This window comes from Streptomyces sp. NPDC096013 (assembly GCF_044763565.1).
In the GTDB taxonomy this organism is placed as follows: Bacteria; Actinomycetota; Actinomycetes; order Streptomycetales; family Streptomycetaceae; genus Streptomyces.
The window spans coordinates 690,314-712,357 of the sequence record NZ_JBIWGK010000003.1 but is presented as its reverse complement, the minus strand read 5'-3'; the positions used below and the strand labels follow the sequence as shown (position 1 = coordinate 712,357).

The 22,044-nt window shown below is 71.7% G+C and carries 21 protein-coding genes; 9 read left to right on the top strand and 12 right to left on the bottom strand.

Features of this window, described 5'->3' with window-relative positions; translation table 11 throughout:
- Window positions 1-69 precede the first annotated feature (69 nt).
- From ACIRB1_RS14755 to ACIRB1_RS14735, 5 genes are read right to left on the bottom strand one after another with little or no spacing between them, the layout of a single operon-like run.
- Window positions 70-1,020: a hypothetical protein gene (locus ACIRB1_RS14755; RefSeq protein WP_403465763.1), complete on the bottom strand. Its 951-nt coding sequence runs from the start codon at window positions 1,018-1,020 to the stop codon at window positions 70-72.
- On the bottom strand, window positions 1,017-1,775 hold the full coding sequence (locus tag ACIRB1_RS14750; protein WP_403465762.1) for a hypothetical protein: 759 nt from the start codon (window positions 1,773-1,775) through the stop codon (window positions 1,017-1,019). Before ACIRB1_RS14750 ends, ACIRB1_RS14755 begins: the two co-directional genes overlap by 4 nt.
- On the bottom strand, window positions 1,772-2,800 hold the full coding sequence (locus tag ACIRB1_RS14745) for an ABC transporter permease (protein WP_403465761.1): 1,029 nt from the start codon (window positions 2,798-2,800) through the stop codon (window positions 1,772-1,774). Before ACIRB1_RS14745 ends, ACIRB1_RS14750 begins: the two co-directional genes overlap by 4 nt.
- Window positions 2,797-3,687, bottom strand: coding sequence for an ABC transporter ATP-binding protein (locus ACIRB1_RS14740; RefSeq protein WP_403465760.1), 891 nt, complete (start codon window positions 3,685-3,687; stop codon window positions 2,797-2,799). The genes ACIRB1_RS14745 and ACIRB1_RS14740 overlap by 4 nt, the downstream gene beginning before the upstream one ends.
- Entirely contained in the window at window positions 3,684-4,070 is a 387-nt protein-coding gene (locus ACIRB1_RS14735; RefSeq protein WP_352183086.1) for a GntR family transcriptional regulator, read from the bottom strand. Before ACIRB1_RS14735 ends, ACIRB1_RS14740 begins: the two co-directional genes overlap by 4 nt.
- Window positions 4,071-4,239: 169 nt before the next feature.
- On the opposite strand from ACIRB1_RS14735, the gene ACIRB1_RS14730 reads away from it, so the two are divergent.
- The 5 genes from ACIRB1_RS14730 (at window position 4,240) to ACIRB1_RS14710 (ending at window position 8,853) form a co-directional block, all read left to right on the top strand.
- On the top strand, window positions 4,240-4,791 hold the full coding sequence (locus ACIRB1_RS14730) for an RNA polymerase sigma factor (RefSeq protein WP_403465759.1): 552 nt from the start codon (window positions 4,240-4,242) through the stop codon (window positions 4,789-4,791).
- Entirely contained in the window at window positions 4,788-5,624 is an 837-nt protein-coding gene (locus tag ACIRB1_RS14725; RefSeq protein ID WP_352183088.1) for a zf-HC2 domain-containing protein, read from the top strand. Before ACIRB1_RS14730 ends, ACIRB1_RS14725 begins: the two co-directional genes overlap by 4 nt.
- A 147-nt stretch (window positions 5,625-5,771) precedes the next feature.
- Window positions 5,772-6,632, top strand: coding sequence for an ABC transporter ATP-binding protein (locus tag ACIRB1_RS14720; protein WP_403465758.1), 861 nt, complete (start codon window positions 5,772-5,774; stop codon window positions 6,630-6,632).
- Window positions 6,629-8,146, top strand: coding sequence for an ABC transporter permease (locus ACIRB1_RS14715; RefSeq protein WP_403465757.1), 1,518 nt, complete (start codon window positions 6,629-6,631; stop codon window positions 8,144-8,146). The genes ACIRB1_RS14720 and ACIRB1_RS14715 overlap by 4 nt, the downstream gene beginning before the upstream one ends.
- Window positions 8,137-8,853 (top strand): ABC transporter, encoded by a 717-nt coding sequence (locus tag ACIRB1_RS14710; protein ID WP_403465756.1) that lies wholly within the window; start codon window positions 8,137-8,139, stop codon window positions 8,851-8,853. Before ACIRB1_RS14715 ends, ACIRB1_RS14710 begins: the two co-directional genes overlap by 10 nt.
- A 302-nt stretch (window positions 8,854-9,155) precedes the next feature.
- Here the strand turns inward: ACIRB1_RS14710 and mshD are convergent, their stop codons facing one another.
- Window positions 9,156-10,085 carry a mycothiol synthase gene (mshD, locus tag ACIRB1_RS14705; protein WP_352183092.1) on the bottom strand — a complete coding sequence of 310 codons (930 nt, stop codon included), beginning with the start codon at window positions 10,083-10,085 and terminating at the stop codon, window positions 9,156-9,158.
- A gap of 144 nt (window positions 10,086-10,229) precedes the next feature.
- On the opposite strand from mshD, the gene ACIRB1_RS14700 reads away from it, so the two are divergent.
- The 3 genes from ACIRB1_RS14700 to ACIRB1_RS14690 all read left to right on the top strand — a co-directional run bounded on the left by ACIRB1_RS14700 (window position 10,230) and on the right by ACIRB1_RS14690 (window position 15,344).
- Window positions 10,230-12,041 (top strand): bifunctional metallophosphatase/5'-nucleotidase, encoded by a 1,812-nt coding sequence (locus ACIRB1_RS14700; RefSeq protein WP_403465755.1) that lies wholly within the window; start codon window positions 10,230-10,232, stop codon window positions 12,039-12,041.
- A 282-nt stretch (window positions 12,042-12,323) separates the two neighbouring features.
- Window positions 12,324-12,452, top strand: a complete 129-nt coding sequence (locus tag ACIRB1_RS14695) for a hypothetical protein (protein ID WP_403465754.1) — start codon at window positions 12,324-12,326, stop codon at window positions 12,450-12,452.
- A 1,059-nt stretch (window positions 12,453-13,511) separates the two neighbouring features.
- Entirely contained in the window at window positions 13,512-15,344 is a 1,833-nt protein-coding gene (locus ACIRB1_RS14690) for an ABC transporter ATP-binding protein (protein ID WP_403465753.1), read from the top strand.
- A 1-nt stretch (window position 15,345) separates the two neighbouring features.
- Here ACIRB1_RS14690 and ACIRB1_RS14685 read toward each other — a convergent pair whose 3' ends face one another.
- Both ACIRB1_RS14685 and ACIRB1_RS14680 read right to left on the bottom strand, forming a co-directional pair.
- Entirely contained in the window at window positions 15,346-16,071 is a 726-nt protein-coding gene (locus tag ACIRB1_RS14685) for a response regulator transcription factor (RefSeq protein WP_352183096.1), read from the bottom strand.
- An 83-nt stretch (window positions 16,072-16,154) separates the two neighbouring features.
- Window positions 16,155-16,694 (bottom strand): CGNR zinc finger domain-containing protein, encoded by a 540-nt coding sequence (locus ACIRB1_RS14680; protein ID WP_403465752.1) that lies wholly within the window; start codon window positions 16,692-16,694, stop codon window positions 16,155-16,157.
- Between the two features lie 58 nt (window positions 16,695-16,752).
- Here ACIRB1_RS14680 and ACIRB1_RS14675 point away from each other — a divergent pair, with 58 nt between their 5' ends.
- Entirely contained in the window at window positions 16,753-17,925 is a 1,173-nt protein-coding gene (locus ACIRB1_RS14675) for an epoxide hydrolase family protein (RefSeq protein WP_403465751.1), read from the top strand.
- A 137-nt stretch (window positions 17,926-18,062) separates the two neighbouring features.
- Here the strand turns inward: ACIRB1_RS14675 and ACIRB1_RS14670 are convergent, their stop codons facing one another.
- The 4 genes from ACIRB1_RS14670 to ACIRB1_RS14655 form a co-directional block, all read right to left on the bottom strand.
- Window positions 18,063-19,547, bottom strand: a complete 1,485-nt coding sequence (locus ACIRB1_RS14670) for a HAMP domain-containing sensor histidine kinase (protein ID WP_352183331.1) — start codon at window positions 19,545-19,547, stop codon at window positions 18,063-18,065.
- 50 nt (window positions 19,548-19,597) lie between these two features.
- On the bottom strand, window positions 19,598-20,335 hold the full coding sequence (locus ACIRB1_RS14665; RefSeq protein WP_352183100.1) for a response regulator transcription factor: 738 nt from the start codon (window positions 20,333-20,335) through the stop codon (window positions 19,598-19,600).
- A 151-nt stretch (window positions 20,336-20,486) separates the two neighbouring features.
- The gene (locus tag ACIRB1_RS14660) at window positions 20,487-20,693 is read right to left on the bottom strand and encodes a hypothetical protein (RefSeq protein WP_352183101.1); all 207 of its coding nucleotides are present in this window, start codon (window positions 20,691-20,693) and stop codon (window positions 20,487-20,489) included.
- A 36-nt stretch (window positions 20,694-20,729) separates the two neighbouring features.
- Window positions 20,730-21,992, bottom strand: a complete 1,263-nt coding sequence (locus tag ACIRB1_RS14655; RefSeq protein WP_403465750.1) for a S1C family serine protease — start codon at window positions 21,990-21,992, stop codon at window positions 20,730-20,732.
- Between the last annotated feature and the right edge of the window lie 52 nt (window positions 21,993-22,044).

The window sequence follows — 22,044 nt, the reverse complement described above, 5'->3', positions numbered from 1 at the left end:
CTCCCGGACGTCTACGGCACGGAAACGAACGTAACGGATGCCTGGGAGCCGCGGTGAGGGGGGAACCGGTCAGGCCGTGCGGCGGCGCAGGAGGGTGAAGGCGGCGGCGAGGACCAGGGCGGTGAGGGCCAGGGCGATGCCGGTCTCCACGAGATGGAGGGGCCAGAAGTGGGAGGCGGGGTGGTACTGGACGTAATACCCGGTGACGTCGGCCGACTTGAGGCACGTGGTCTGCTCGAAGCACAGGTCGGGGATGTGGCCGCCGCCGGAGGTGAGGGCGCCCCGTTCGCCGACGAGGACGTTGCGCGGGATGTCGTAGCCGGTGTTCAGGGGGCTGGTGCGGGTCACCCACGGCCACAGGTGCGGGCGGGCGTGGGTGAGGGCGGTGCGGGTGAGGACCATGACGGCGATCGAGAGGCCGATCGCGGACGGCGCGCGGCGCGTGAGCAGGCCGGCGAGGGTGCCCACGGCGAGACCGAGCAGCGGGTAGACGATCGCGAGGGTGCCGTTGGCGGTGAAGTTCCCGTCGTCCCACCAGTGCCAGCTGACCGGCACCAGGTGGGCGTCGAACAGCAGCCGGTGCGGCAGGACCATCAGGGTGCTGCCCGCGGCGACCGCCGCGGCCGGTACGGCGAGGGTGGTGGCCAGCCAGCGGGTGGGGGAGACGCTCTGGGTCCAGGCGAGGCGGGCGGTGCCGCGCTCCAGTTCGCGGGCGAGGACGGCGCCCGCGAAGATCGCGGCGAGGTGGGGCGCCCAGCCGATCGCGAACTCGGCGACGGCGCGGGCCAGGTGGTAGAGGCTGACCGCGCTGCTCCAGTCGCAGCCGTGCGCGGTGCACTTGCGCCGCCAGTCGGCCCGCGCGGCGCTCCCGCCGGGGCCGTAGGCCCACAGCAGCAGCCCCGCGACGACGGCGACGTACACGCCCCACCCGATCAGGGCGCCCTGTTGCAGCCGCAGCACGGCGCGCCAGGCGCGGGCCGGTCTCGGGCGGACCGCCGGGTCCGCGGCGAGTGCGGTCATACGGCGGCTCCCTTGATGTTGGTACGCCGGCCGAGCAGCGCGTAGGCGGCGGTGAGGGCGAGGGCGGCGAGGACGAGGAGCAGCGCGGTCGCGGTGAGCTGGACCGGCCAGAAACGGCGGCTGGGCCACACGTCGTCCCAGGTGCTGCCGAAGAAGGACCGGGCCGCGTAGGTCACCCCGGCGGCCACCGCCAGGGCGGGCAGCGCGCGGCGGAGGGCGACTCCGGCGAGGGCGCCGGCGGCAAGAGCGAGGACGGCCAGGGCGACGGCGAGCGGTCCCGCCGGGACGAGGACGCGGTCCCAGGACCAGTGGGTGACCAGGACGTCCTGGTCGGTGGTCCAGACCCAGGCGAAGAGCAGCCCCAGCAGGGTGGTGCCGGCGATGAGGGGCAGGGCCGCCGCGGTGAGCTTGGCGGTCAGCCAGCGGGCCGGGGTGACGGACTGGGTCCACGCCAACCGGGCGGTGCCGTCCTCCAGTTCGCGGCCGACGAGAGCGGCGCCCGCCCAGGCGGCGACGGCGATGGAGACGTAACTGAGCACCTCGCCGAGGAGGTTCATGACGTTGTTGACGTCGGTGAGGACGAAATAGGAGGCGGAGTGGTCCGCTCGCGCGGCGGGTGCCCGGGACACGTGCACCCACAACAGGGCGCCTACAGCGAGCAGTTGGAACACGCCCCACACGATCAGCGCCGGTCGGTGCAGCCGCAGGGCGGCGCTGCGCGGACGGGCGGTGGAGGTCACGGCCGGGGCGGTCATACGGCGGCTGCCCTGCGGACGGGCGCCGGGTCGATGCGGCGCCGGAGAAGGCGGAACGCGGCCAGGGTCAGGGCGGCGGCGGTGGCGAGGAGGAGCGCGGTCGCCGTCAACTGGAGCGGCCAGTAGTGGGATTGGGGGTGGTATTCGTTGAAGTAGCTGACGGCGTCGAGCTTGTGGTAGACCACCCGGCAGGCCTGGTCGGTGACGGGACCGCAGTGCGGGTCCGCGATGCGGGCGCCGCCGGACGTGACCAGGCCCTGGCTGACGACGATGCCGGAACCGGCCGGGCGGTCGTGGCCGAGGCTGCTGATCTTCGTGGCCGTGGGCCAGAGATAGGGCGTCGCGTAGGCCAGCGCGCCCCACGCGAACGCCGTGGCGCACAGCGCGCCGACGAGCGAGACGAGGGACTCGCACCTGACCAGGCCGAAGAGGGCGCCGACGGCCAGGCCCACCAGGGCGAGGGCGACGGTGGCCGGGCCGTTCGCGGCGTAGGTGCCGACGTCGTACCAGTGCTTGGCGGTGTCGATGCGGCCCTGGCTCGCCGCCCAGGCCCAGTGGTGCAGGCCGACCAGGAGTCCGGAGCCGACGGCGATCACGACGGCCGGGACGGCGAGCTTGAAGGCGAGCCAGCGGGCCGGGGAGACCGACTGGGTCCACGCCAACTGCGCGGTGCCCTGCTCCAGTTCACGGCTGACCAGCGCGGCGCCGGACCAGGCGGCGGCCAGGAACGGGACGGCGAGGACGGCGATGGTCGTGTAGGTGTACCAGTCCTTGTAGCGGCCGATCGCGTCCATGTCGTAGGTGCAGCGGGAGGACCACGAGCAGGCGTCGTACTCCTTCCACGCGGCGGCCGACGCGTCGGTCAGCGGGCCGCCGAGCCACAGCAGGAGGGCGCCGAGGACGACCACGGAGCCGAGCCAGACCAGCAGGGCGGGGCGGTGCAGCCGGATCAGCCAGCGGAGCAGGTGCGGGCGCGCGGGACGGCGGGCCGCGGCCGGGGGCGCGGGGGTGGCGAGCGCGGTCACGCGACGGTCTCCTCGGTCTTGACGGGGGCGGCGGGGGCCGCGGGGTTGCGCAGATAGGCGAGGACCAGCTCCTCCAGCGAGGGCGGGCCGGCCCGCCAGCCGTCGGGCAGCGGGGCCGCCGGGCGGATCAGCGCGGTGAGCTGGCGGCCGGTGGTGCGGGACTCGACGACCGTGTGCGCGCCGAGGTCGACGGCGTCGGCCGGGGCGGAGACCAGGGTGTGGGCGGCCCGCAGGTCGTCGATGTCCCCGGCGAGGCGGACGTGTCCGTCGCCGATCAGGAGGAGGTGGTCGCAGGAGTTCTCCAGCTCGGCGACCACGTGCGAGGACATCACGATGGTGGTGCCGGAGTCGGCGGCCTGCGCCATGAGGAGGCCCATCATCTCGTGCCGGGCCAGCGGGTCCAGGTCGGCCATCGGCTCGTCCAGGAGCAGCAGTTCGGGCCGCTTGGCCAGCGCGAGGGCGAGCGCGACCCGGGTGCGCTGGCCGCCGGAGAGCGAGCGGACACCGGACTTCGGGTTCAGGTCCCCGTCCGCCACGACGCGTTCGGCGACGGAGGCGTCCCAGCGGTCGGTGTTGAGGTCGGCGCCCATGCGGAGTGTCTCGGCGACCGTGAGCTGGGTGTAGAGGGGCTTGTCCTGCGCGACGTAGGCGACCCGCTCGCGGGCGGCGCCCGGGCGTTCGCCGAGGACGGCTATCGAGCCCTCGGTGGGGGCCAGCAGTCCGGCCGTGAGGGCGAGGAGCGTGGACTTGCCGGCGCCGTTCGGGCCGACGACCGCGCAGACCCGCCCCGCGGGCAGCCGGAAGGCGCAGTCCCGCAGCGCCCACCTTCCCCGCCGGCCGAACCGCTTGCCGAGCGCGGCGGCCTCTATCGCGGCGGTGCCTGTCATGAAGGTTCTCCTTGGAAGTGCTTGTCGAGTACGGCGGTGAAGAGCGCGGCGACGTCGTCGCGCCCCAGTCCGGCGGCCCGGGCGCGGTCCGCCCAGTCGTCGAGTTCGGTGCGCAGGGGCGAGTCGGCGGGCGTGGTGGCGAGGCCGCGGCGGACGAAGGTGCCCAGACCCCGGCGGGCCTCGACCAGGCCCTCGCGCTCCAGCTCGCGGTAGGCCTTGAGGACGGTGTTCGGGTTGATGGCGGTGGCCTCGACGACCTCGCGGGCCGTGGGCAGCTTGTCGCCGGGCTCCAGCATGCCCAGGCGCAGGGCCTGCTTGGTCTGCTGGACGATCTGTACGTAGGTGGCCACGCCGCTGTGCCGGTCGATGCGGTACTCGACCACTGGGGTTCCACCACCCTTTCACTAATTGAGTAGTGAAAGGGTGGTGCAAGGGGCCTGAGAAAGTCAAGACGGGACAGGTCCACGGAGGTCAGCGGAGGCCGACCGGGATCCACGGAGATTCATGAGCCGATCCGTGAACCGATCGGCGGGGCTCGTCCGATGAGGAGATGTGAGCGATACGGGAAGCGACGGGGAGCTGCTGCGGGCCATCGCGGCGGACGGCGACCGGCGCGCGTTCGAAGAGCTGTACCGGCGGTACGCGCCGTGGCTGACCGCCAGGCTGCGCGGCCGGTGCGCCGACGCCGGGATGGTCGACGACGTCGTACAGGAGACGTTTCTCGCGGTGTGGCGGGGCAGTGCCCGCTACCGGGAGGACGGGTCCTCCGAAGGCGCCGCCGGGTGGCTGTGGCGGATCGGGTCGCGGCGGATGATCGACCTGATGCGCGGCGACGGGGCGCGCGGGCGGCTGCGGCAGACGCTGGCACGGCTGCGGCACCGGGACGAGGCCTCGGCGGAGGAACGCGTGCTCGCGGGGGTTGAGCACGGGGACCTCGCCGGGGCGCTCGTCCGGCTCTCGCCGGAACTGCGGGCGGTCCTCCAGGCCACCGTGATCGACGGGCTGACCACCCGGGAGGCCGCCGTCCTGCTGGGCATTCCGGCCGGCACGGTCAAGACGCGGGCCATGCGGGCCCGTAAGCAACTGCGGGAGGAGCTGGCATGACCTGGCATGTGGCCGAAGACGACGTACGCGCCTATGCGCGGGGCGAGTTGGCACCGCCCCTGCTCTGGTCCGCCGACACCCACCTCGCCCGGTGCGCGGAGTGCCGGGCCCTGCTGGCGTCGGTCACCGACCCAGTGGCCCTCGACGCCGGCTGGGCCCGCCTGGACGCCGAACTCGACGCCCCCGCAAGGGGATTGCTCGAATCCCTGCTGGTCCGGTGCGGCGTGGCCGACCACACGGCACGGCTGCTGTCGGCGACCCCGGTGCTGCGCCGCTCGTGGCTCGGCGCGGTCGTCGCCCTGCTCGTGATGACCGTGCTCGTCACCAACGCCCAGCGGGCGTCGGTCTCGCCCACCCCCTTCCTGGTCCTCGCCCCCCTGCTGCCGCTCGGCGGAGTGGCCCTCTCCTACGGCCCGAGGTTCGACCCCACCTACGAGATGGCCGTCGTCGCCCCGCTGCACGGCTTCCGGCTCCTCATGATCCGCACGGTCGCCGTCCTCACCGCCTGCCTCGGCCTCAACGGCCTGGCGACCCTGGCCCTGCCCGAGTACGGCCTGCGCGCCCTGGGCTGGCTGCTGCCCGCGCTCGCCCTCACCACCACCGGCCTCGCCCTCATCCCCCGCCTCGGCCCGGTCCTCGCCCCGTCCCTGGTGGGCGGCGGCTGGGCCCTGTCCCTGCTCGCCGCCTACGAGATCCACGGCGGCACGCTCGCACCCTTCACCCCGGCGGGCCAGGGGGTGGCCGCGATGGTGGCCGCGCTCGCCGCCGGACTCCTCTACCTGCTGCGGGACCGCTTCGACACCCGGCCGGGGGCGTCCCCGGGCGTGGCCTGACACCGGCTCCGCTCCGCCGGCCGCGCGGCACGACATGCGCCCCGCCCTCTCCAACCACCCCTGCGCGACAGGGCACTTCGGCCTGCCCGCGCGAACGCACCACCTCTGAACTCCGACCTCTGTGAACCTCTGACTGGAGTGCCGTACATGACCACCACCGTCTCCGCGGCCGGGCTCAGCCTGCGCTACGGCTCGACGCAGGCCCTCGACGGCGTATCGCTGCGCCTCGGCGAAGGCGTCACCGGCCTGCTCGGCCCCAACGGGGCTGGAAAGACCACCCTGTTGAGGGTGCTGGCCACCGCCACGCCCGCCGACTCGGGCAGCTTCACCGTCCTCGGCCACGACCCGGGCACGACCGCCGGACGCCAGGAGGTGCGGCGCGCTCTCGGCTACCTCCCGCAGACGCCCGGCTTCCACCCGGACTTCACCGCCTTCGAGTTCGTCGACTACGTCGCGATCCTCAAGGAGCTGACCGACCGCGCCGGACGCCACCAGGAGGTACGGCGCGTGCTCGCGGAGGTCGACCTTTCGGACGTGCGCGGCAAGCGCATCAAGAAACTGTCGGGCGGCATGCGGCAGCGGGTGGCCCTCGCGGCGGCACTCGTCGGCGACCCGGGCTTCCTGGTCCTGGACGAGCCGACGGTCGGTCTCGACCCCGAACAGCGCATGCGGTTCCGGGAGTTGATCGCCAGGGCGGGCGAGGGCCGCACGGTCCTCCTCTCCACCCACCAGACCGAGGACGTCGCGATGCTCTGCAACCGCGTCGTCGTCATGGCCGGCGGCGTCATCCGCTTCGACGGCACCCCGGCCGAACTCACCGCACGGGCCGCGGGCCGGGTGTGGAGCAGCGCGGAACGCGACCCCGGCGCGATGGCGGGCTGGCGCACCGGCCTCGGTGTCTTCCGCAACGTGGGCGACCCGCCCGCCGGCGCGGACCTCGTCCAACCCACCCTGGAGGACGGCTACTTGATCACCCTCGACGGCATGGTCGCGGAGGTGTCGGCATGAGCGCGGTACTCGACAAAGCACCCCTCGCCGCACGCACCGAGGGCCAACGGCAGTCCTGGGCGGCGGTGTTGCAGCTGGCCCGCTTCGAGGCACGCAAACTCCTGCTGTGCGTACCGGTGCTGGCCATGTTCGTGCTCCACGCCGCCTGGATCGTGTGGCGCACGCCGGGCACCGGCAACGGCTTCCCGGCGCTCCAGGACGTCGACCGCGCGACCCAGACCGGGCCGATGCTGCCCGCCCTGGCCGTCCTGCTCTGCGCGAACCAGGCCGTCCTGCGCTCCCGGCGCCAGGACACCGACCGGCACTTCGGCGTCCTGGTCCTCGAACCCTGGCGCCGTACGGTCGCCCACGCGCTGTCCGTCGTACCGGCCGCCGCGCTCACCGCGCTGCTGGTGGCGGCGCAGTTCACCTGGGCGGTGCTCGAACCCGGCTCCGTCGGCCACGGCTCCGTCAACGAACTCCTCGTCGGCCCGCTCACGGTCCTGCTGGCCGGCACGATCGGCGTGCTGCTGGCCCGCGTGGTGCGCTCACCGTACGCGGCAGCGATGTTCCTGGTGCTGGCCCTCTTCTCCAGCCTGTTCCTCGGGGCGGCGGCGACCGGCGACGCGACGCGCTGGCTGGTCCCGGTGGTCGGCGGCTCCAGCAGCACGTCCCTCCCGTCCGACCTCCTGGGCCGGCCGGCGGCCTGGCACGCGCTGTACCTGCTGGGCCTGGCGCTGACCGCGGGCCTCGCCGCCGTCCTGGTCAACGGCGGCCGTACGAAGACCGTGGCGGCGCTGCTGGCGGTGGCGATCGGCCTCGGCACCTGGGGTGCGGTCGGCCAGGCGGGCAAGGTGCCGAAGGCGACGATCACCGCCCGTGAGGTGGCCACCGTCACCCCGGAGAAGGTCCAGTCCTGCGAACGGCACGGCCGTGCGACGTACTGCGCCTACCCGGAGTGGATGCCCCGCGCCACGACCTGGGCGAACGTGACGGACCACGTCCAGTCCCTCGCCGGCGGCACCGCGTCCAGGGAACACCTGCTGGTACGCCAGCGCGTCGACGCCCGCTACGGCATGGACGGCGACGGCGCGATCCAGGCGTCCCCCGTCCCGTACCAGGTCACGGTCGGTACGGGCTGGGGCGGCCCGCGCGTACCCGAGTTCGCCGCCGCCGTCTCCTCCGTCCTGGTCCTGCGCACCGAGAAGGCCGCCGAGCAGATGTGCGACGGCCGCATGGTCACCATCATGTGGCTCGCCCTCGGCTGGCAGTCCGACCCCCTCGCCGAACTGAGCAAGGTCCGCCTGGACGACAGCACCACCGGCTCGGCCCTGGTCCTCTCCCCGACCGACCCGATGTCCATGACCGCCGAACAGACCACCGTCGTCAGGGAGTTGTTCACCGCGGGCAGCACATCGGTCGCCCCGAAGGTGAAGGCCCACTGGGCAGAACTGACGGCCCCGAAGGTCACCACGGCCCGGGTGGCGGAACTGCTGGGCGTCAAGGCACCGGCGGGGGCGGACAAGTGCGCCTGAGGGAGGGGGAGTCGGGCCGGAGATCGGCGGGCGGGGCAGGGCAGTTGGCGCAGTTGGTGCGGCCCGTCGTCCGTGCGATGCCCTGGCGGGCGCTCGGGGCCGGTGCCGTTGCCGGGCTGGTGCTGGCCGCGCTGCCTCGCGTCGCCTCGTCGGACCCGAACCCGTGGACGGCGTTGCTGCTGCTGCGGGGTGCCGCGCTCGCCTTCGCGCTGGGTCTGACGTTCCTGCTCGACGACCCGGCCCGGCAGGTCACCGTCGCGGTACCGACCCGGCGCATGGTGCGCGGCGCCCTGCGGACCGCGCTGGTCGCCCCGCTCGCGGTGCTGTGGTGGACGGCGGCCGTGCTGCTGATCCCGGCGAAGGTACGGCCCCCGGTCGGTGACATCACCCTGGAGGCGGTCGCCGCCGCGGTCGTCGCCCTCGCCGCGTCGGCCGCGGCGGTCCGCCTCACGGACGAGGCGGAACCGGGCCCGCGAGTGGCCGTCGCCCTGCTGGCCGCGTCCATGGCAGCCGCCCTGCTGCTCCCCGCCGACTGGGGCCTGTTCGCCACCCCGGACACGAAGAACTGGGCCCCGGGACACGACCATTGGGCGATGATCCTCACGGCCGCGGCACTGGCATGGTCCGCGTGCGGCCCGGAACCGATCCACCGCAGGCGGTTGCTCCCGACGCGGAGGCCGGCCCGGTCCGGCCTGTCGGGGGCTTGAGAACGGCGGGGGATCGAACGCCGCGTGGGTGGGGTGGGCGCGCCGCTTTATGAGACCCGCAGTATCCGGCCCGTCCACCCTCCGACCGAGGTCCGCAATGTCCGGCCGGTCCGTCGTCCGGCCGAAGCCTGCAATGTCCGGCCGGTCCGTCCTCCGGCCAAGGTCCGCAATCTCCGGCCCGTCCACCCTTCAGCCCAGGCCCGCAACACCCAGCCCGTCCGGCGTTTGAGGACGAGGCCCCTTCAGGGCCGATGGGGGTCTGGGGGCGGAGCCCCCAGGGGGTCACCGGACCAACCCCCGCCTCACGACTCCGAGCGGTACATCAGATCCGTCTCGTACGTCGTGAACCCCAGCCGCTCATACACGGACACCGCCGCCTTGTTGTCCGCGTCGACGTACAGCATCGCCGTAGGAAGCCCCTGCAAGGCAAGGTGACGCAGCCCGATCGTCGTCAGCGCCTTGCCGAGCCCACCCCCCTGCACCCCGGGCAGCACCCCCACCACGTACACCTCACCGAGCCCCTCCTCCGCGTGGACCTTGGTCCAGTGGAAGCCCACCAGCTCGCCGCCCCGTTCGGCGAGGAAGAACCCCGCCGGGTCGAACCAGGACTCGGACTTACGGTCGTCGAGGTCGCGCTGGGTGAGGGAGCCCTGCTCGGGATGGTGGGCGAAGGCCGCCGCGTTGACGGCGAGCCAGGCCGCGTCGTCCTGCCCGGGCACGAAGGTCCGTACCGTCACGCCCTCGGAGAGCACCGGCTCGGGCAGTTCGAGCCCGGTCAACGGCCGCCGCAGCTGCCGGAGTTCACGGAACATCGTGAGCCCCAGGACCTGCGCGAGATGACGCGCGGCGGAGTGCCCCCCGTGCGCCCACACCCGGAGCCGCTTCCCGGACGCCGAGAGCAGCGCGGCACCCAGCGCCCGCCCGTGCCCGTGTCCCCGGTACGAGGGATGCACGACGAGCTCCGCGGCCGGCGCCTCCACCGGATCGGTGTCCTCCAGCTGCGCGTACCCCACCAGTTCGTCGCCCAGGGTCAGCAGCAGATGGGAGACCCCGGCCCGCTCACCCCCGCGGATCCGCAACCGCCCCTGCTCGGACACCGCCTGCTGCCCGTCGACACGGGCGGCCTCGGCGATCAGCGCGAGGACGGCCGCGCCCTGGTCCGGGGAGAGCGCGGAATAGGTCTCGATGGAGCGGGAGGAGGGCGCGGGCCGTGCGGTGTCGTCGCTGGTCATGGGCATCAGGGTAAGCGGAGGTGCCAGCAAAGTGGCGGCAAAGAAGAAACCAGGATGTAACCAAGAACCCCCTGCCGCGCTACGCGCGTTGACCCTAGGCTGCGCCGGAAAGTGGTGACTCTCAGCCGACACACAGGGGGGCTCATGCCAGCCACGACCCAGCCGCACCGTCCACGCGGACGCCGTACCGCCGCACTGCTCGCCACCGCCGTGAGCCTCGCCACGGCGGCCGCGCTGGCCTCCGCGCTGCCCGCCGACGCCCACGGCGACTCGGGCGGCCACGGCCACCACCCCAAGCCCAGCCGCTACCAGGACGTACAACTGCTGTCCTTCAACGACCTGCACGGCAACCTTGAGCCCCCGTCCGGTTCCTCCGGCCGGGTCACCGAACTCCAGCCGGACGGCACGACGAAGACGATCGACGCGGGCGGTGTCGAGTACCTCGCCACGCATCTGCGCGACGCCCGCAAGGGCAACCCGTACTCGATCACCGCGGCCGGCGGTGACATGGTCGGCGCGTCCCCGCTGATCTCGGGCCTGTTCCACGACGAGCCCACCATCGAGGCGCTCAACAAGCTTGACCTGGACGTCACTTCGGTCGGCAACCACGAATTCGACGAGGGCGCCAGGGAGTTGGCCCGCCTCCAGAACGGCGGCTGCCACCCCACCGACGGCTGCTACACGGACAAGAAGTTCACGGGCGCCGACTTCCCCTACCTCGCGGCCAACGTCCTCGACGAGAAGACCAGGAAGCCGATCCTCAAGCCGTACTGGGTCTGGAAGAAGAAGGACGTCAAGGTCGGGTTCATCGGCGTCACGCTGGAGGGCACCCCGGGCATCGTCTCGGCGGACGGCGTCAAGGGCCTCCAGTTCAAGGACGAGGTCGAGACGATCAACAAGTACGCCAAGGAGTTGCAGAAGCAGGGCGTCCAGTCGATCGTCGCGCTGATCCACGAGGGCGGCTTCCCGGCCTCCGCGTCCTACAACTACGACTGCGACGCGTCCGGCGGCGGCTCCGGCATCTCCGGCCCGATCGTCGACATCGCGAAGAACGTCACCCCGGCCGTGGACGCCCTCGTCACCGGCCACACCCACAACGCGTACGTCTGCACGATCGACGACCCGAGTGGCAAGCCCCGTATGGTCACTTCGGCCTCCAGCTTCGGCCGCCTCTACACGGACACCACGCTGACCTACGACCGCAGGACGGGCGACATCGCGCGTACGGCGGTGAAGTCCGCGAACCACGTGGTCACCCGCGATGTGCCCAAGGCCGCCGACCTGACCAGCCTGATCGCCAAGTGGAACACCCTCGCGGCCCCCATCGGCAACCGCCCGATCGGCTACATCTCCGGTGACGTCAACAACACCGGCACCGAGTCCCCGATGGGCGACCTCATCGCCGACGCCCAGCTCGCCTACGGCAAGAAGCTGGACCCGGAGACCGACCTCGCGCTGATGAACCCGGGCGGGGTCCGGGCGGGGCTGACGTACAAGGCCACCGGGGCCGAGGGCGACGGTGTGGTCACGTACGCCGAGGGGTTCACGGTGCAGCCGTTCGCCAACACGGTGAACCTCCAGGACTTCACCGGCGCCCAGGTGGTGCAGGCGCTCAAGGAGCAGGTGAGCGGGGCGAACGCGGCGGCGCCGAAGGTGCTCCAGGTGTCGTCCGGGCTGACGTACACGCTGGACCTGACGAAGACGGGCTCGGACCGGGTGGTCACCGACTCCATCCGCCTCGACGGTGCGGCGATCGACCCGGCGGCCACGTACCGCGTCGCGACGAACAGCTTCCTCGCGGGTGGCGGTGACGGCTTCACCACGCTGGGGCAGGGCACCGGTGACCTGGTCGGTACGGACGACCTGGCCGCGCTCGCGGACTATCTGACGGCGAACTCGTCGGCCTCGGCCCCGCTGGCGCCCCCGGCGGCGGACCGGATCACGATCGTGCGGTAGCGGTCGGCGGTTCTTCAGCGGTCTCCCCCGCGCAGGGGCCCGGTGCCGGTAGGTCGGCACCGGGCCCCTGCTGTTTTCCCGTTCTAAATTCTGTGTAAGGGCGGGTTCGGTTCCGCGCATTCCATAAGAGTCTTCCACAGGGATTGCTCAGGAAGGTCTCAGCGGAAAAGGCTTTTTCTGCGTCAGGAGTCCAGTAGTGTTTTCCATGTCGAAAGCGAACAGCGCAAACGACAAGAAGGCGCGAAAAGCCGCGAGAAGACGTAAGAGACGAAGGAGAGCCCGATGAGCTTCCACAAGATCGCCCCGGTGAAGAAGGCCGCGAAGCCCGCCCCGGCCCCCAAGAAGGCGGCCAAGAAGCCCCTCGGCAAGCCCGTCGGCGCCCCCAAGCGCCGCCCGGTCGGCCACAAGTAACCAGCCCGACCAGCCTCGATAAACCAGAGATAAGAATTCCCAGGGAGGGAAATAAATCATGAGCTTCCACAAGATCCACCCCGTCAAGCAGACCCGCAAGCCCGCTCCGGCCCCCAAGAAGCCGGCGCCGAAGAAGCCCGCTCCGAAGCGTCGCCCGGTCGCCCACAAGGGCTGACAGAGAATTTACAGGTGTAATTCAGAAGTAAATCAAAGGCAGTTGCAGCAGATCGGTAGAGGAACTGTTGCAGAACAGCGGCAGACACCGCAGCGGCCACACCAGAGAGGGACACAGCCATGAGCTTCCACAAGATCGCCCCGGTCAAGCAGACCCACAAGCCCGCCCCGGCCCCGAAGAAGCCCGCGCCGAAGAAGCAGACCCCGAAGCGCCGCCCGGTCGGTCACAAGTAAGCCGTCGCTCCGGCCGTAGAAGACGCGCAGCACCCGCAGCACTCTCCACACCCGCGGGACTCGCAGCACTCGTCACACCCGCAGGACCCGCAGTACTCCACAACTCGCCGCACGCACGCGGCACTTACCGGGAGGGACCCCGTCATGAGCTTCCACAAGATCGCCCCGGTCAAGAAGACCCACAAGCCCGCCCCGGCCCCGAAGAAGCCCGCGCCGAAGAAGCAGACCCCGAAGCGCCGCCCGGTCGGTCACAAGTAAGCCGTCGCTCCCGCCGTAGAAGACGCGCGGCACCCGCAGCACTCGTCACACCCGCGGGACTCGCAGCACTCTCCACACCCGCAGGACCCGCAGCACTCCACAACTCGCCGCAGGCACGCGGCACTTACCGGGAGGGACCCCGTCATGAGCTTCCACAAGATCGTCCCCGTCAAGAAGACCCGCAAGCCCGCCCCGGCGCCCAGGAAGTCCGCGCCGAAGAAGCCCGCTCCGAAGCGGCCGGTCGCCCACAAGGGCTGATCCCGCGGCACGTGAGGCGGGGCCACTGGTGAGCGGGCGTGCTCGCTCCGGTGGCCCCGCCTCGGCCATGTCCGGGCCGTGGGACCGCGTCCGCCGGCCACTGAACCCGACCTGCTCCGAAGGGAGTTGTTGACCATGAGGGAAGCCCGTGAGGCCTTCCGCCGTTTCTGGCCGCTGACCCGCGGTGACCGCAAGTGGCTCGCGGTGATCATCGCGTGTGTCGTGGTGTCGGCGCTCTCCGAGACCGCCGCGATCCTGCTCTTCGCGGACCTCACCGACAACGCCCTGAAGGCCGGTTCGCTGTCCGACTTCTGGGGCCCGGCCGCCGCCTGGCTCGGCGTCGCCGCACTGGGCGCGCTCGTCGGCTACTTCGGCAACTCCCTCGCCACCTGGACCGCGGAGAGATTCGTCCTGCGCCTGCGCGCGAACGTCTTCCGCCATGTCCAGGACCTCCCGCCCCACTTCTTCCAGAAGCACCGCCGGGGCGACCTGGTCGAACGCCTCACCGGAGACGTGGAGGCCATCGAGCAGATGGTCGTGTCCGGGGTCGTGGGCACCATCTCGGCAGCTTTCTCCGCCGTGTTCTACGCCTGCGCCGCCCTGTACCTCCGCTGGGACCTGGCCCTCGCCACCTTCGTCCTGGCCCCCCTCTTCCTCCTCGCCGCCCGCCGCTTCTCCGGCCGCATCAAGCAGGCCTCGCAGGACGAGCGGGTCGCGGACGGCGCGATCACCTCGGTGGTCGAGGAGTCCCTCGGCAACGTCGTCCTCACCCAGGCCTACAACCGCCGCCGCGACGAGGAGAAGCGCCTCGACGTGGAGGCCCGCGCATGGATGAAGGCGTCGGTGCGCGGCGCCCGCCTCAGCGAGATGTACGAGCAGTTCGTGGAGGTGGTGGAAACCCTCTGCGTTCTCGCCGTCATCGGCCTCGGCGTCTGGGAGATCTCCGCCGACCGCATGACCCTGGGCGCACTCCTCGCCTTCGCCGCCTTCATCGGCTACCTCTACCCCCCGGTCCGCAACCTCGGCCAACTCGGCCTCACCCTCACCGCCGCCACGGCCGGCGCCGCCCGCGTCAACGAGATCCTGGACGCCACCCCGTCCGTCGGCGACCCCCGCGAACCCGTCCCGGCCTGGCCCGTCCACGGCTGGGTCAGCTTCCACGGCGTGAGCTTCGCCTACCCGGGCGCGACCCGGAACTCGGTCGCCGACGTCACCTTCAGGGCGGACCCGGGCGAGCTGGTGATCATCACGGGCGAGAGCGGCGCGGGCAAGTCCACCCTGTCCAAACTCCTCACCCGCTTCTACGACCCCTCGACGGGCGTGATCTGCCTGGACGGCGTCCCCCTCCGCGACGTACCGCTCGAATTCCTGCGGGAGAACGTCGCGTTGCTCCCCCAGCAGACCCTCATCCTCAACGGCACGGTCCGCGAGAACATCGAGTGCGGCCGCCCCGGCGCGACGGACGAGGACATCGAACGGGCGGCACGCGCGGCGGCGGCGCACGACTTCGTCACCGCACTCCCCGAGGGCTACGACACCCGACTCGCCCCCGGCACGGCGGCGTTGTCCGGCGGCCAGCTCCAACGCATCGCGATCGCACGGGCGATGCTCCGCGAGGCCCCGGTCCTGGTCCTGGACGAACCGACGGCCGGCCTCGACTCGGTGGCCGCCCGCCAGGTGATCCAGCCCCTGCGCCGCCTGATGTCCGGCCGTACGACCATCATGATCACCCACGATCTGAGCCTCGCCCCGGACGCGGACCGCATCCTGGTGGTCGAGGGCGGACGCCTCGTCGAGTCCGGCACGCACGCGGAGCTGGTGGCACGGCGCGGCGCGTACGCCCGGCTTGCCGGCCCGCTCCCCGAACTGGCCCTCGCGGGACGGCGGTCGGACGACACGGTGACCCTGCGCGCGGTCCCGCCGCGGGCACCGGACGAGACGATGATCCTGCGGCTCCCGAAGCGGTAGTTCAGTCGGCGGGCGGAGCGGTGCGCAGGCTGTACCCGAGCCCCCGCACGGTGTGGATGAGCCGCGGTTCGCCGCGGCTCTCCAGTTTCCGGCGCAGGTACATCACGTACACATCAAGGGTGTTGGACGCGGGCTCGAAGTCGAAGCCCCACACGTGCCGGTGGATGCGCGACCGGGTGAGAGCGGTCCCCGGATGGTGCAGCAGATACTCCAGCAGCATGAACTCGGTCCGGGTGAGATCGAGCGGCCGGCCGCCCCGGGTGACGTCACGCGTCCGCAGATCCATGACGAGATCCTCGAAGACGAGCCGTTCCAGCTCGGGCAACGTCTCGGCCCCGGCGGCGGGTTGGACGCTGCGCCGCAGCAACGCCCGTACACGGGCGAGCAGTTCCTCGACGGCGAACGGTTTGCTGAGGTAGTCGTCGGCACCGTTGTCGAGCGCGACGATCCGGTCCCCGACCGCGTCCCGCCCGGTGAGCATGAGGATCGGCACGGTGGACCCGGAGGCCCGGATCCGCCGGGTGGCGGCCAGCCCGTCCAGCTCGGGCATGGTCACGTCCATCAGCACGAGATCGGGGGCGGCGGCATCGTCCACCGGCCCGAGGAGATCGAGCGCGGTACGCCCGTCCCCCGCGAGAACGGTCTCGTACCCCTCGAACCTGAGCAGCCGCCCAAGCCCTTCCCGTACGTCCGCGTCGTCATCGGCCAGCAGGATCTTCCGCGCCATCTCAACACGGTGTGACGGGCGGCTGTGGTGGGGCTGGCAGGGAGGTGTGCGTGGGCTGAGGGCCCGAGGGCAGGGGGTGTCGTTCAGTCCGCGTGGCGGCGGCGGTAGGCGCGGGTCTTGTTCCGGTTCCCGCACACCTCCATCGAGCACCAGCGCCCGCCGCCGTTGCGCGAGGTGTCGTAGAACGCCCAGCGGCAGTCCGCCGAGGCGCACAGCTTGAGGCGGCGCCAGCCGCCGCCGGCGACGCTCGCTGCGACGGTCTCCACGAGGACGTCGAGCCCGGGCGTACCGCTGTCGGCGACGAGCCGCAGCCCGCCGCCGCCCGCGTCCGGGGCCAGGACCAGGGGAAAGGGGGCGAGGGCCCGCGCGGTCCCGGCGCTGTCGTCGCCGGTGAGCGCGTCCCGCAGACCGGCTCGGAGTGCGCGGGCGGCGGCCAGGTCGGACGCCCGCAGTTCCCGCCCCGCGCCGACCAGGTCATGGGTCTCCAGCCATGCGGACAGGGCTTGGACGGAGGTCAGTTCGTCGTTGCCGGTGTGCCGTTCCCCGTGCCAGCTGAAGGCTCTTTCGTCGAGCGTGTTGAGGAACTGCTCGACCACCACGAGATCTTTGACGCCATCACTCACGACACCACCGTACCGCTAAGGCGGTGTTGACGAGTCGCGACACCGGCTATAGCTTTGAATGGTGTCGAAAACCTGGACGACCCCAACGACGGACACCCCCCGCGGCCCCTTGCTGGAGGTCCCGGAAGCGGCCCTCGACGACCTGCGGGACCGCCTGCGCCGGACGAGATGGGCGACACCGTGGCCCGTGGCCGGGTGGCGGGCGGGAACCGACGCCGACGAGCTGAGGCGCCTGGCCGAGTACTGGGCCGACGGCTACGACTGGCGCGCACACGAGACCGCGATCAACGCGCTGCCGTCCCACTTCGCCGACATCGATGGCACGACCGTCCACTACCTCCGCTTCGACGCCGAACACGAGGGCGCCCTGCCCCTCGTCCTGACCAACGGCTGGCCGAGCACGTTCTACGAACTGGTGGAACTGGCCCGAAGGCTCTCGGCGCCGTCGCGCCACGGCGGTGATCCGCGGGACGCGTTCACGGTGATCGTGCCGTCCCTCCCGGGCTTCACGTTCTCGTCCCCGCCCGCGAGCCTGGACCAGTCACCGCCCACCCACGAACTGTGGCACCGCCTGATGCACGACGAGCTGGGCTTCGAGCGCTACGGCGCACACGGCGGCGACCTGGGCTCGGGGATCACGGCCCGCCTCGGCGGGGCCCACCCCGAGAGCGTGGTCGGCATCCACGTGCTGGACATCCTGAGCACGCCCCCCGACGCCTCCGACGCCCGACTGACCGACGAGGAGCGGGAGTACCTGACCGCCATCGCCGCCTGGTCCCAGGAGGAGGGCGCGTACGCCCACCAGCAACGCACCCGCCCCCTCACCCTGGCACAGGGCCTGAGCGACTCCCCGACGGGACTGCTCGGCTGGATGGTGGAGAAGTACCGGTCCTGGAGCGACTGCGGCGGCGACCTCTCCACCCGCTTCACGGACGACTTCCTGCTCACCCAGGCGTCGCTGTACTGGTTCACGAACACGATCGGGACGTCGTTCATCCCCTACTACGTCTCCGGCCAGGGCCTCCTGGCGAAGCTGGACCGGGTGGAGGTACCGACCGCCCTGGCCCTGTTCCCCGCCAACCTCGGCGCCCCCGCCCCACGCGGCTTCGTGGAACGCAGGTACCACCTCACCCGGTACACGACGATGCCCCGGGGCGGCCATTTCCCGGCCCACGAGGAACCCGAACTGCTGGCCGACGACATCACCGAGTTCTTCAGGTCGGTGAACTGAGGACGGTGCTCTATGGCTTGGGGGTCGGCGTCGGCGGCGGCTCGCGGAAACCGGCGCCGGGGGCGGCACTTGGGACTCCCATCACCATCAAGCCGGACCACACGAGGTGGGCCCGTCCCTGCCGGCCGCACCAATACTCATCCGTGCGACAGCTCCGAGTCGTCCGGGTACTGGGAGGTCTCGGGCGGCGGAGCCGTGGGCGTTCCCGGCAGTCGTACGGTCGCCACCGTGCCGCCGCCCGGGGCGTGCGCCAGCGTCACCTCGCCGCCTGCCTGTTGGACCGTGCGGGCGACGATCGACAGGCCCAGGCCCGAGCCGGGCAGCGCGCGGGCGCTCGGCGAACGCCAGAAGCGGTCGAAGACGTGCGGGAGTTCGTCGGCGGGGATGCCGGGGCCGTGGTCGCGGACGGTGAGGACGCCGTTCGTGAGCCGGACCTCGATGGTGCCGCCCTCGGGGCTGAACTTCACCGCGTTGTCGAGGATGTTGACCACCGCGCGCTCCATGGCGGAGGGCTCGGACTGCACGAACCAGGGCTGGACATCCGCCGTGATAGTCAACTCCGGCCCGCGCAGGCGGGCTCGGCGCAGGGCCGCTTCGACGGTGTCCTGGAGCGAGACCACCTGCACGCGCTCGCCCCGCTGGCCCTCCGAGCGGGACAGCTCCTGCAAGTCGCCGATCAGGGACGCCAGTTCGGTCATCTGGGCCTTCACCGAGGCGAGCAGCGCCTTGCGGTCGGCGGGCGGGATCGGGCGGCCCGTCTCCTCGCTGCGGGTGAGGAGTTCGACGTTCGTGCGGAGGGAGGTGAGGGGGGTGCGGAGTTCGTGGCCGGCGTCCGCGATGAGCTGCTGTTGCAGTTCGCGGGAGGTGGCGAGCGAGGTCGTCATCGAGTTGAAGGACCGGGAGAGCCGGGCGATCTCGTCGTCGCTGTCCTCGTCCACGGGGATGCGGATGGCCAGGTCCTCGGTACGGGCCACGTGTTCGACGGCCTCGGTGAGCTTGTCGACGGGCCGGAGACCGGCACGGGCCACGGCGAGCCCGGCCGCGCCCGCGCCGATCACGCCGATACCAGAGACGAGGAGGAGGATCAGGGCGAGGTCGTTGAGCGTGTTCTGGGTGCTCTTGAGGGGGACGGCGACGAGGAGCGCGGTGCCGGGGTACAGCTGGGTGGGTCCGGCCGGGCCTGGGCTGACCAGCAGCGGCGTGGTCAGCACCCGCACGGAGTTGCCCTTGGAGTCGACGCCGTTGCGGTACACCCCCTTGAGGGTGTCCGAGATCTGCCCGAGATTGCTCTCGTCCTTGATCACGCCCGTGTCGTCGGCGGTGACTTTGATGACGCCCGCCGAGGTCGGGGCGATGCACGCCTTCCCGTCCGACTCGACCAGTTGGATATAGCTGGTCTGGGACGAGAAGCTGTTGAAGTCGGCGGTGTTGTCCTGATTCGTATCCGTCTGGGGGGCCTGCGGGCAGCTGCTGAGGAACTCGGGTACCTGGCCTGCGCGTTGGGGCTGCGCCATCTTCCTCAGATCACCGTCGACCTGGTCGTACAGCTTCCCCTGCACGATGAACCAACAGGTCACCGAGACCGCCGCCACCCCGAACGCCACCGCCGCGGCGACCAGCATCGCCAGCCGCGACCGGATCGGCAGCGTGCGGAACCGATGTCCGAGCCTGCTCACTCCGCCCCACCCTGTCGCAGCACGTACCCCACACCACGAACCGTGTGCACAAGCCGCGGCTCGCCCCCCGCCTCCGTCTTGCGGCGGAGGTACATCACGTACACGTCCAGGGAGTTGGAGGACGGCTCGAAGTCGAAGCCCCAGACGGCCTTGAGGATCTGCTCGCGGGTGAGGACCTGGCGCGGGTGCGCGAGGAACATCTCCAGGAGGGTGAACTCCGTGCGGGTCAGCTCGACTTGGCGGCCGTCCCGGGTGACCTCGCGGGTCGCGAGGTCCATGCGGAGGTCGGCGAAGGTGAGGGAGTCGTCCTCGGGTCCCGTACCGGCCGCGGCAGCCGCCGCGTAGGAGCTGCGGCGGAGCAACGCCCTTACCCGTGCGAAGAGTTCGTCGAGTTCGAAGGGCTTGACCAGGTAGTCGTCCGCGCCCGCGTCGAGCCCGGTGACGCGGTCGCCGACGGTGTCGCGGGCGGTGAGCATCAGGATCGGCGTCGTCGTGCCCGCGCCGCGCATCCGGCGGGCCGCCGTCAGCCCGTCCATGCGCGGCATCTGGATGTCGAGGACGACCAGGTCGGGCTGGTACGCGGTCGCCTTCTCCAGCGCGTCCGCGCCGTCGACGGCCACCTCGGTGTCGTACCCCTCGAAGGCCAGACTGCGCTGGAGTGCTTCGCGTACCGCCGGCTCGTCGTCGACGATCAGGATGCGCTGGGTGTCACGGTCGCCTTCGGCGGGACTCATGGGCTGGATTCCTCGGGTGCGGTGGGACGGGGGCAACGAACGGCTGGTCGCCATCAGCCTCGCATGTTTCCCGCCCGGTGCGTAAAGAGGAGAAGAGGGGATGAGAAGGGAGGGGTGGGGCGAAACAGGGGGCCTCGGCCGGAGGCCGGTGTCAGCCGCGCATCGTCTGGAGGCGGTTGAGCGGGACCTTGCGGTGGTGCGGGCGGGCCGCGCTGGTGCGCAGGCCCATCAGCTCCGGGACGGACGCCACCTCCGGCGCCCGCACCCGCGGCGCGTGCAGTGCGTACGCCACCCCGAGGGCCAGGCCGAGGCCGGCCGCTCCGGTGTCGGTCACCGTGTGCGAAACCTGCTTGATCATGACGTACTCCCTGCCTTGGTTCGTGTGGCGCGGTGCCTAGTTGTCGGAGCCGCCCGCCCGCAGCGACGCGAGGTCGGCCTTGACGGTGTTGATCGGGATGGCGAAGCCGAGGCCGACGCTGCCGGCGTCGGACGACGAGGACGAGGAGCTCGAACTCGCCGAGTACATCGCGGAGTTGATGCCGATGATGTTGCCGCTCGCGTCGATCAGGGCGCCGCCGGAGTTGCCGGGGTTGAGGGACGCGTCCGTCTGGAGCGCCTTGTACGTGGTGGTGGACGTACCGGTGTCGCCGTTGAACTGCTGGCCGCCGAACTGGAACGGCCACTGGCCTCCGCCGCCGGAGCTCTGCCCCTGGTTCTCGTCCGTCGAGACGGTCACGTCACGGGAGAGGGAGGAGATGATGCCGCTGGTGACCGTGCCGGTGAGGCCCTCGGGGGAGCCGATCGCGACGACCGTGTCACCGACCTGGACGCCGGCGGAGTTGCCGAGGGTGGCGGCCTTCAGACCGGAGGCGCCTTCCAGCTTGAGGAGCGCGAGGTCCTTCTTGCTGTCGGTGCCGACCACCTTCGCGGTGTAGGTCTTGCCGTCGCTCGTCTTGACCTTGATGGACGAGGCGCCGGAGATGACGTGGTTGTTGGTGATGATCTGGCCGTCGCTGGTGAGGATGACCCCGGAACCGGTCGACGAGCCGTTGCTGAGCGTCGCGTTGACCTCGACCACGCTCGGGCTGACGGTCGCGGCGATGGTGGCGACGTCGCCCTTCTTGCTGGAGGGCACGACGGCCGTGGTGGTGCTGGAGGTGGCGACGGTGTCCTTGCCGGTCAGCTCCTGGAAGGCGTAGGCCGTGCCGCCGCCGACGGCCGCGGCGACGATCGCCACCGCCGCGAGCAGGGCGATCGGGCCGCGCCGGGTCTTCTTCGGCCGGGGCGCGTCGCCCTGGACGTGGGTGAGGAGAGCCGTGTCGCCGCCGTCGTGACCGCCGCCGTCCGCGGCGAGGGCCGCTCCGTCACCGCCGCCGTACGCGCCGCCGTCGGCGCCGAAGGCGGCCTGCGGGGCGGGCGAGTGTGCGGGGGTGTGCGTCGGCCACCCGGGCGCGGCCGGCTGCTGCGTCTGCTGGACGGGCTGCGCGGGCTGCTGCGCCGGCTGCTGGGCCTGCTGGGCCTGCTGCGGCTGGTAGGCCGGCGGGGGCGGCCATTCCGGGTTCACGGGAGAAGAGGCGTGCTGCTGCTGGGGGTACGCCTGCGGCTGGTCGCCCTGGGGGGTCTCGTACTCGCCGCTGCGGCGGAAGCTCTCGGTCATGGCACAGAGCCTGTCGCGCGATCATGAGAGGTACCTGAGTGCCCGCTGAGAA

Bases quoted from the DNA above. Each gene is read 5' to 3' on its own strand.
- ACIRB1_RS14750 (WP_403465762.1), bottom strand. From the start codon at position 1,775: ATGACCGCCCCGGCCGTGACCTCCACCGCCCGTCCGCGCAGCGCCGCC.
- ACIRB1_RS14695 (WP_403465754.1), top strand. From the start codon at position 12,324: ATGAGCTTCCACAAGATCGCCCCGGTGAAGAAGGCCGCGAAGCCCGCC.
- ACIRB1_RS14690 (WP_403465753.1), top strand. From the start codon at position 13,512: ATGAGGGAAGCCCGTGAGGCCTTCCGCCGTTTCTGGCCGCTGACCCGC.
- ACIRB1_RS14685 (WP_352183096.1), bottom strand. From the start codon at position 16,071: ATGGCGCGGAAGATCCTGCTGGCCGATGACGACGCGGACGTACGGGAA.
- ACIRB1_RS14720 (WP_403465758.1), top strand. From the start codon at position 5,772: ATGACCACCACCGTCTCCGCGGCCGGGCTCAGCCTGCGCTACGGCTCG.
- ACIRB1_RS14670 (WP_352183331.1), bottom strand. From the start codon at position 19,547: ATGCTGGTCGCCGCGGCGGTGGCGTTCGGGGTGGCGGCGGTCTCGGTG.
- ACIRB1_RS14740 (WP_403465760.1), bottom strand. From the start codon at position 3,687: ATGACAGGCACCGCCGCGATAGAGGCCGCCGCGCTCGGCAAGCGGTTC.
- mshD (WP_352183092.1), bottom strand. From the start codon at position 10,085: ATGACCAGCGACGACACCGCACGGCCCGCGCCCTCCTCCCGCTCCATC.
- ACIRB1_RS14655 (WP_403465750.1), bottom strand. From the start codon at position 21,992: ATGACCGAGAGCTTCCGCCGCAGCGGCGAGTACGAGACCCCCCAGGGC.
- ACIRB1_RS14665 (WP_352183100.1), bottom strand. From the start codon at position 20,335: ATGAGTCCCGCCGAAGGCGACCGTGACACCCAGCGCATCCTGATCGTC.
- ACIRB1_RS14700 (WP_403465755.1), top strand. From the start codon at position 10,230: ATGCCAGCCACGACCCAGCCGCACCGTCCACGCGGACGCCGTACCGCC.
- ACIRB1_RS14660 (WP_352183101.1), bottom strand. From the start codon at position 20,693: ATGATCAAGCAGGTTTCGCACACGGTGACCGACACCGGAGCGGCCGGC.
- ACIRB1_RS14725 (WP_352183088.1), top strand. From the start codon at position 4,788: ATGACCTGGCATGTGGCCGAAGACGACGTACGCGCCTATGCGCGGGGC.
- ACIRB1_RS14675 (WP_403465751.1), top strand. From the start codon at position 16,753: ATGGTGTCGAAAACCTGGACGACCCCAACGACGGACACCCCCCGCGGC.
- ACIRB1_RS14755 (WP_403465763.1), bottom strand. From the start codon at position 1,020: ATGACCGCACTCGCCGCGGACCCGGCGGTCCGCCCGAGACCGGCCCGC.
- ACIRB1_RS14715 (WP_403465757.1), top strand. From the start codon at position 6,629: ATGAGCGCGGTACTCGACAAAGCACCCCTCGCCGCACGCACCGAGGGC.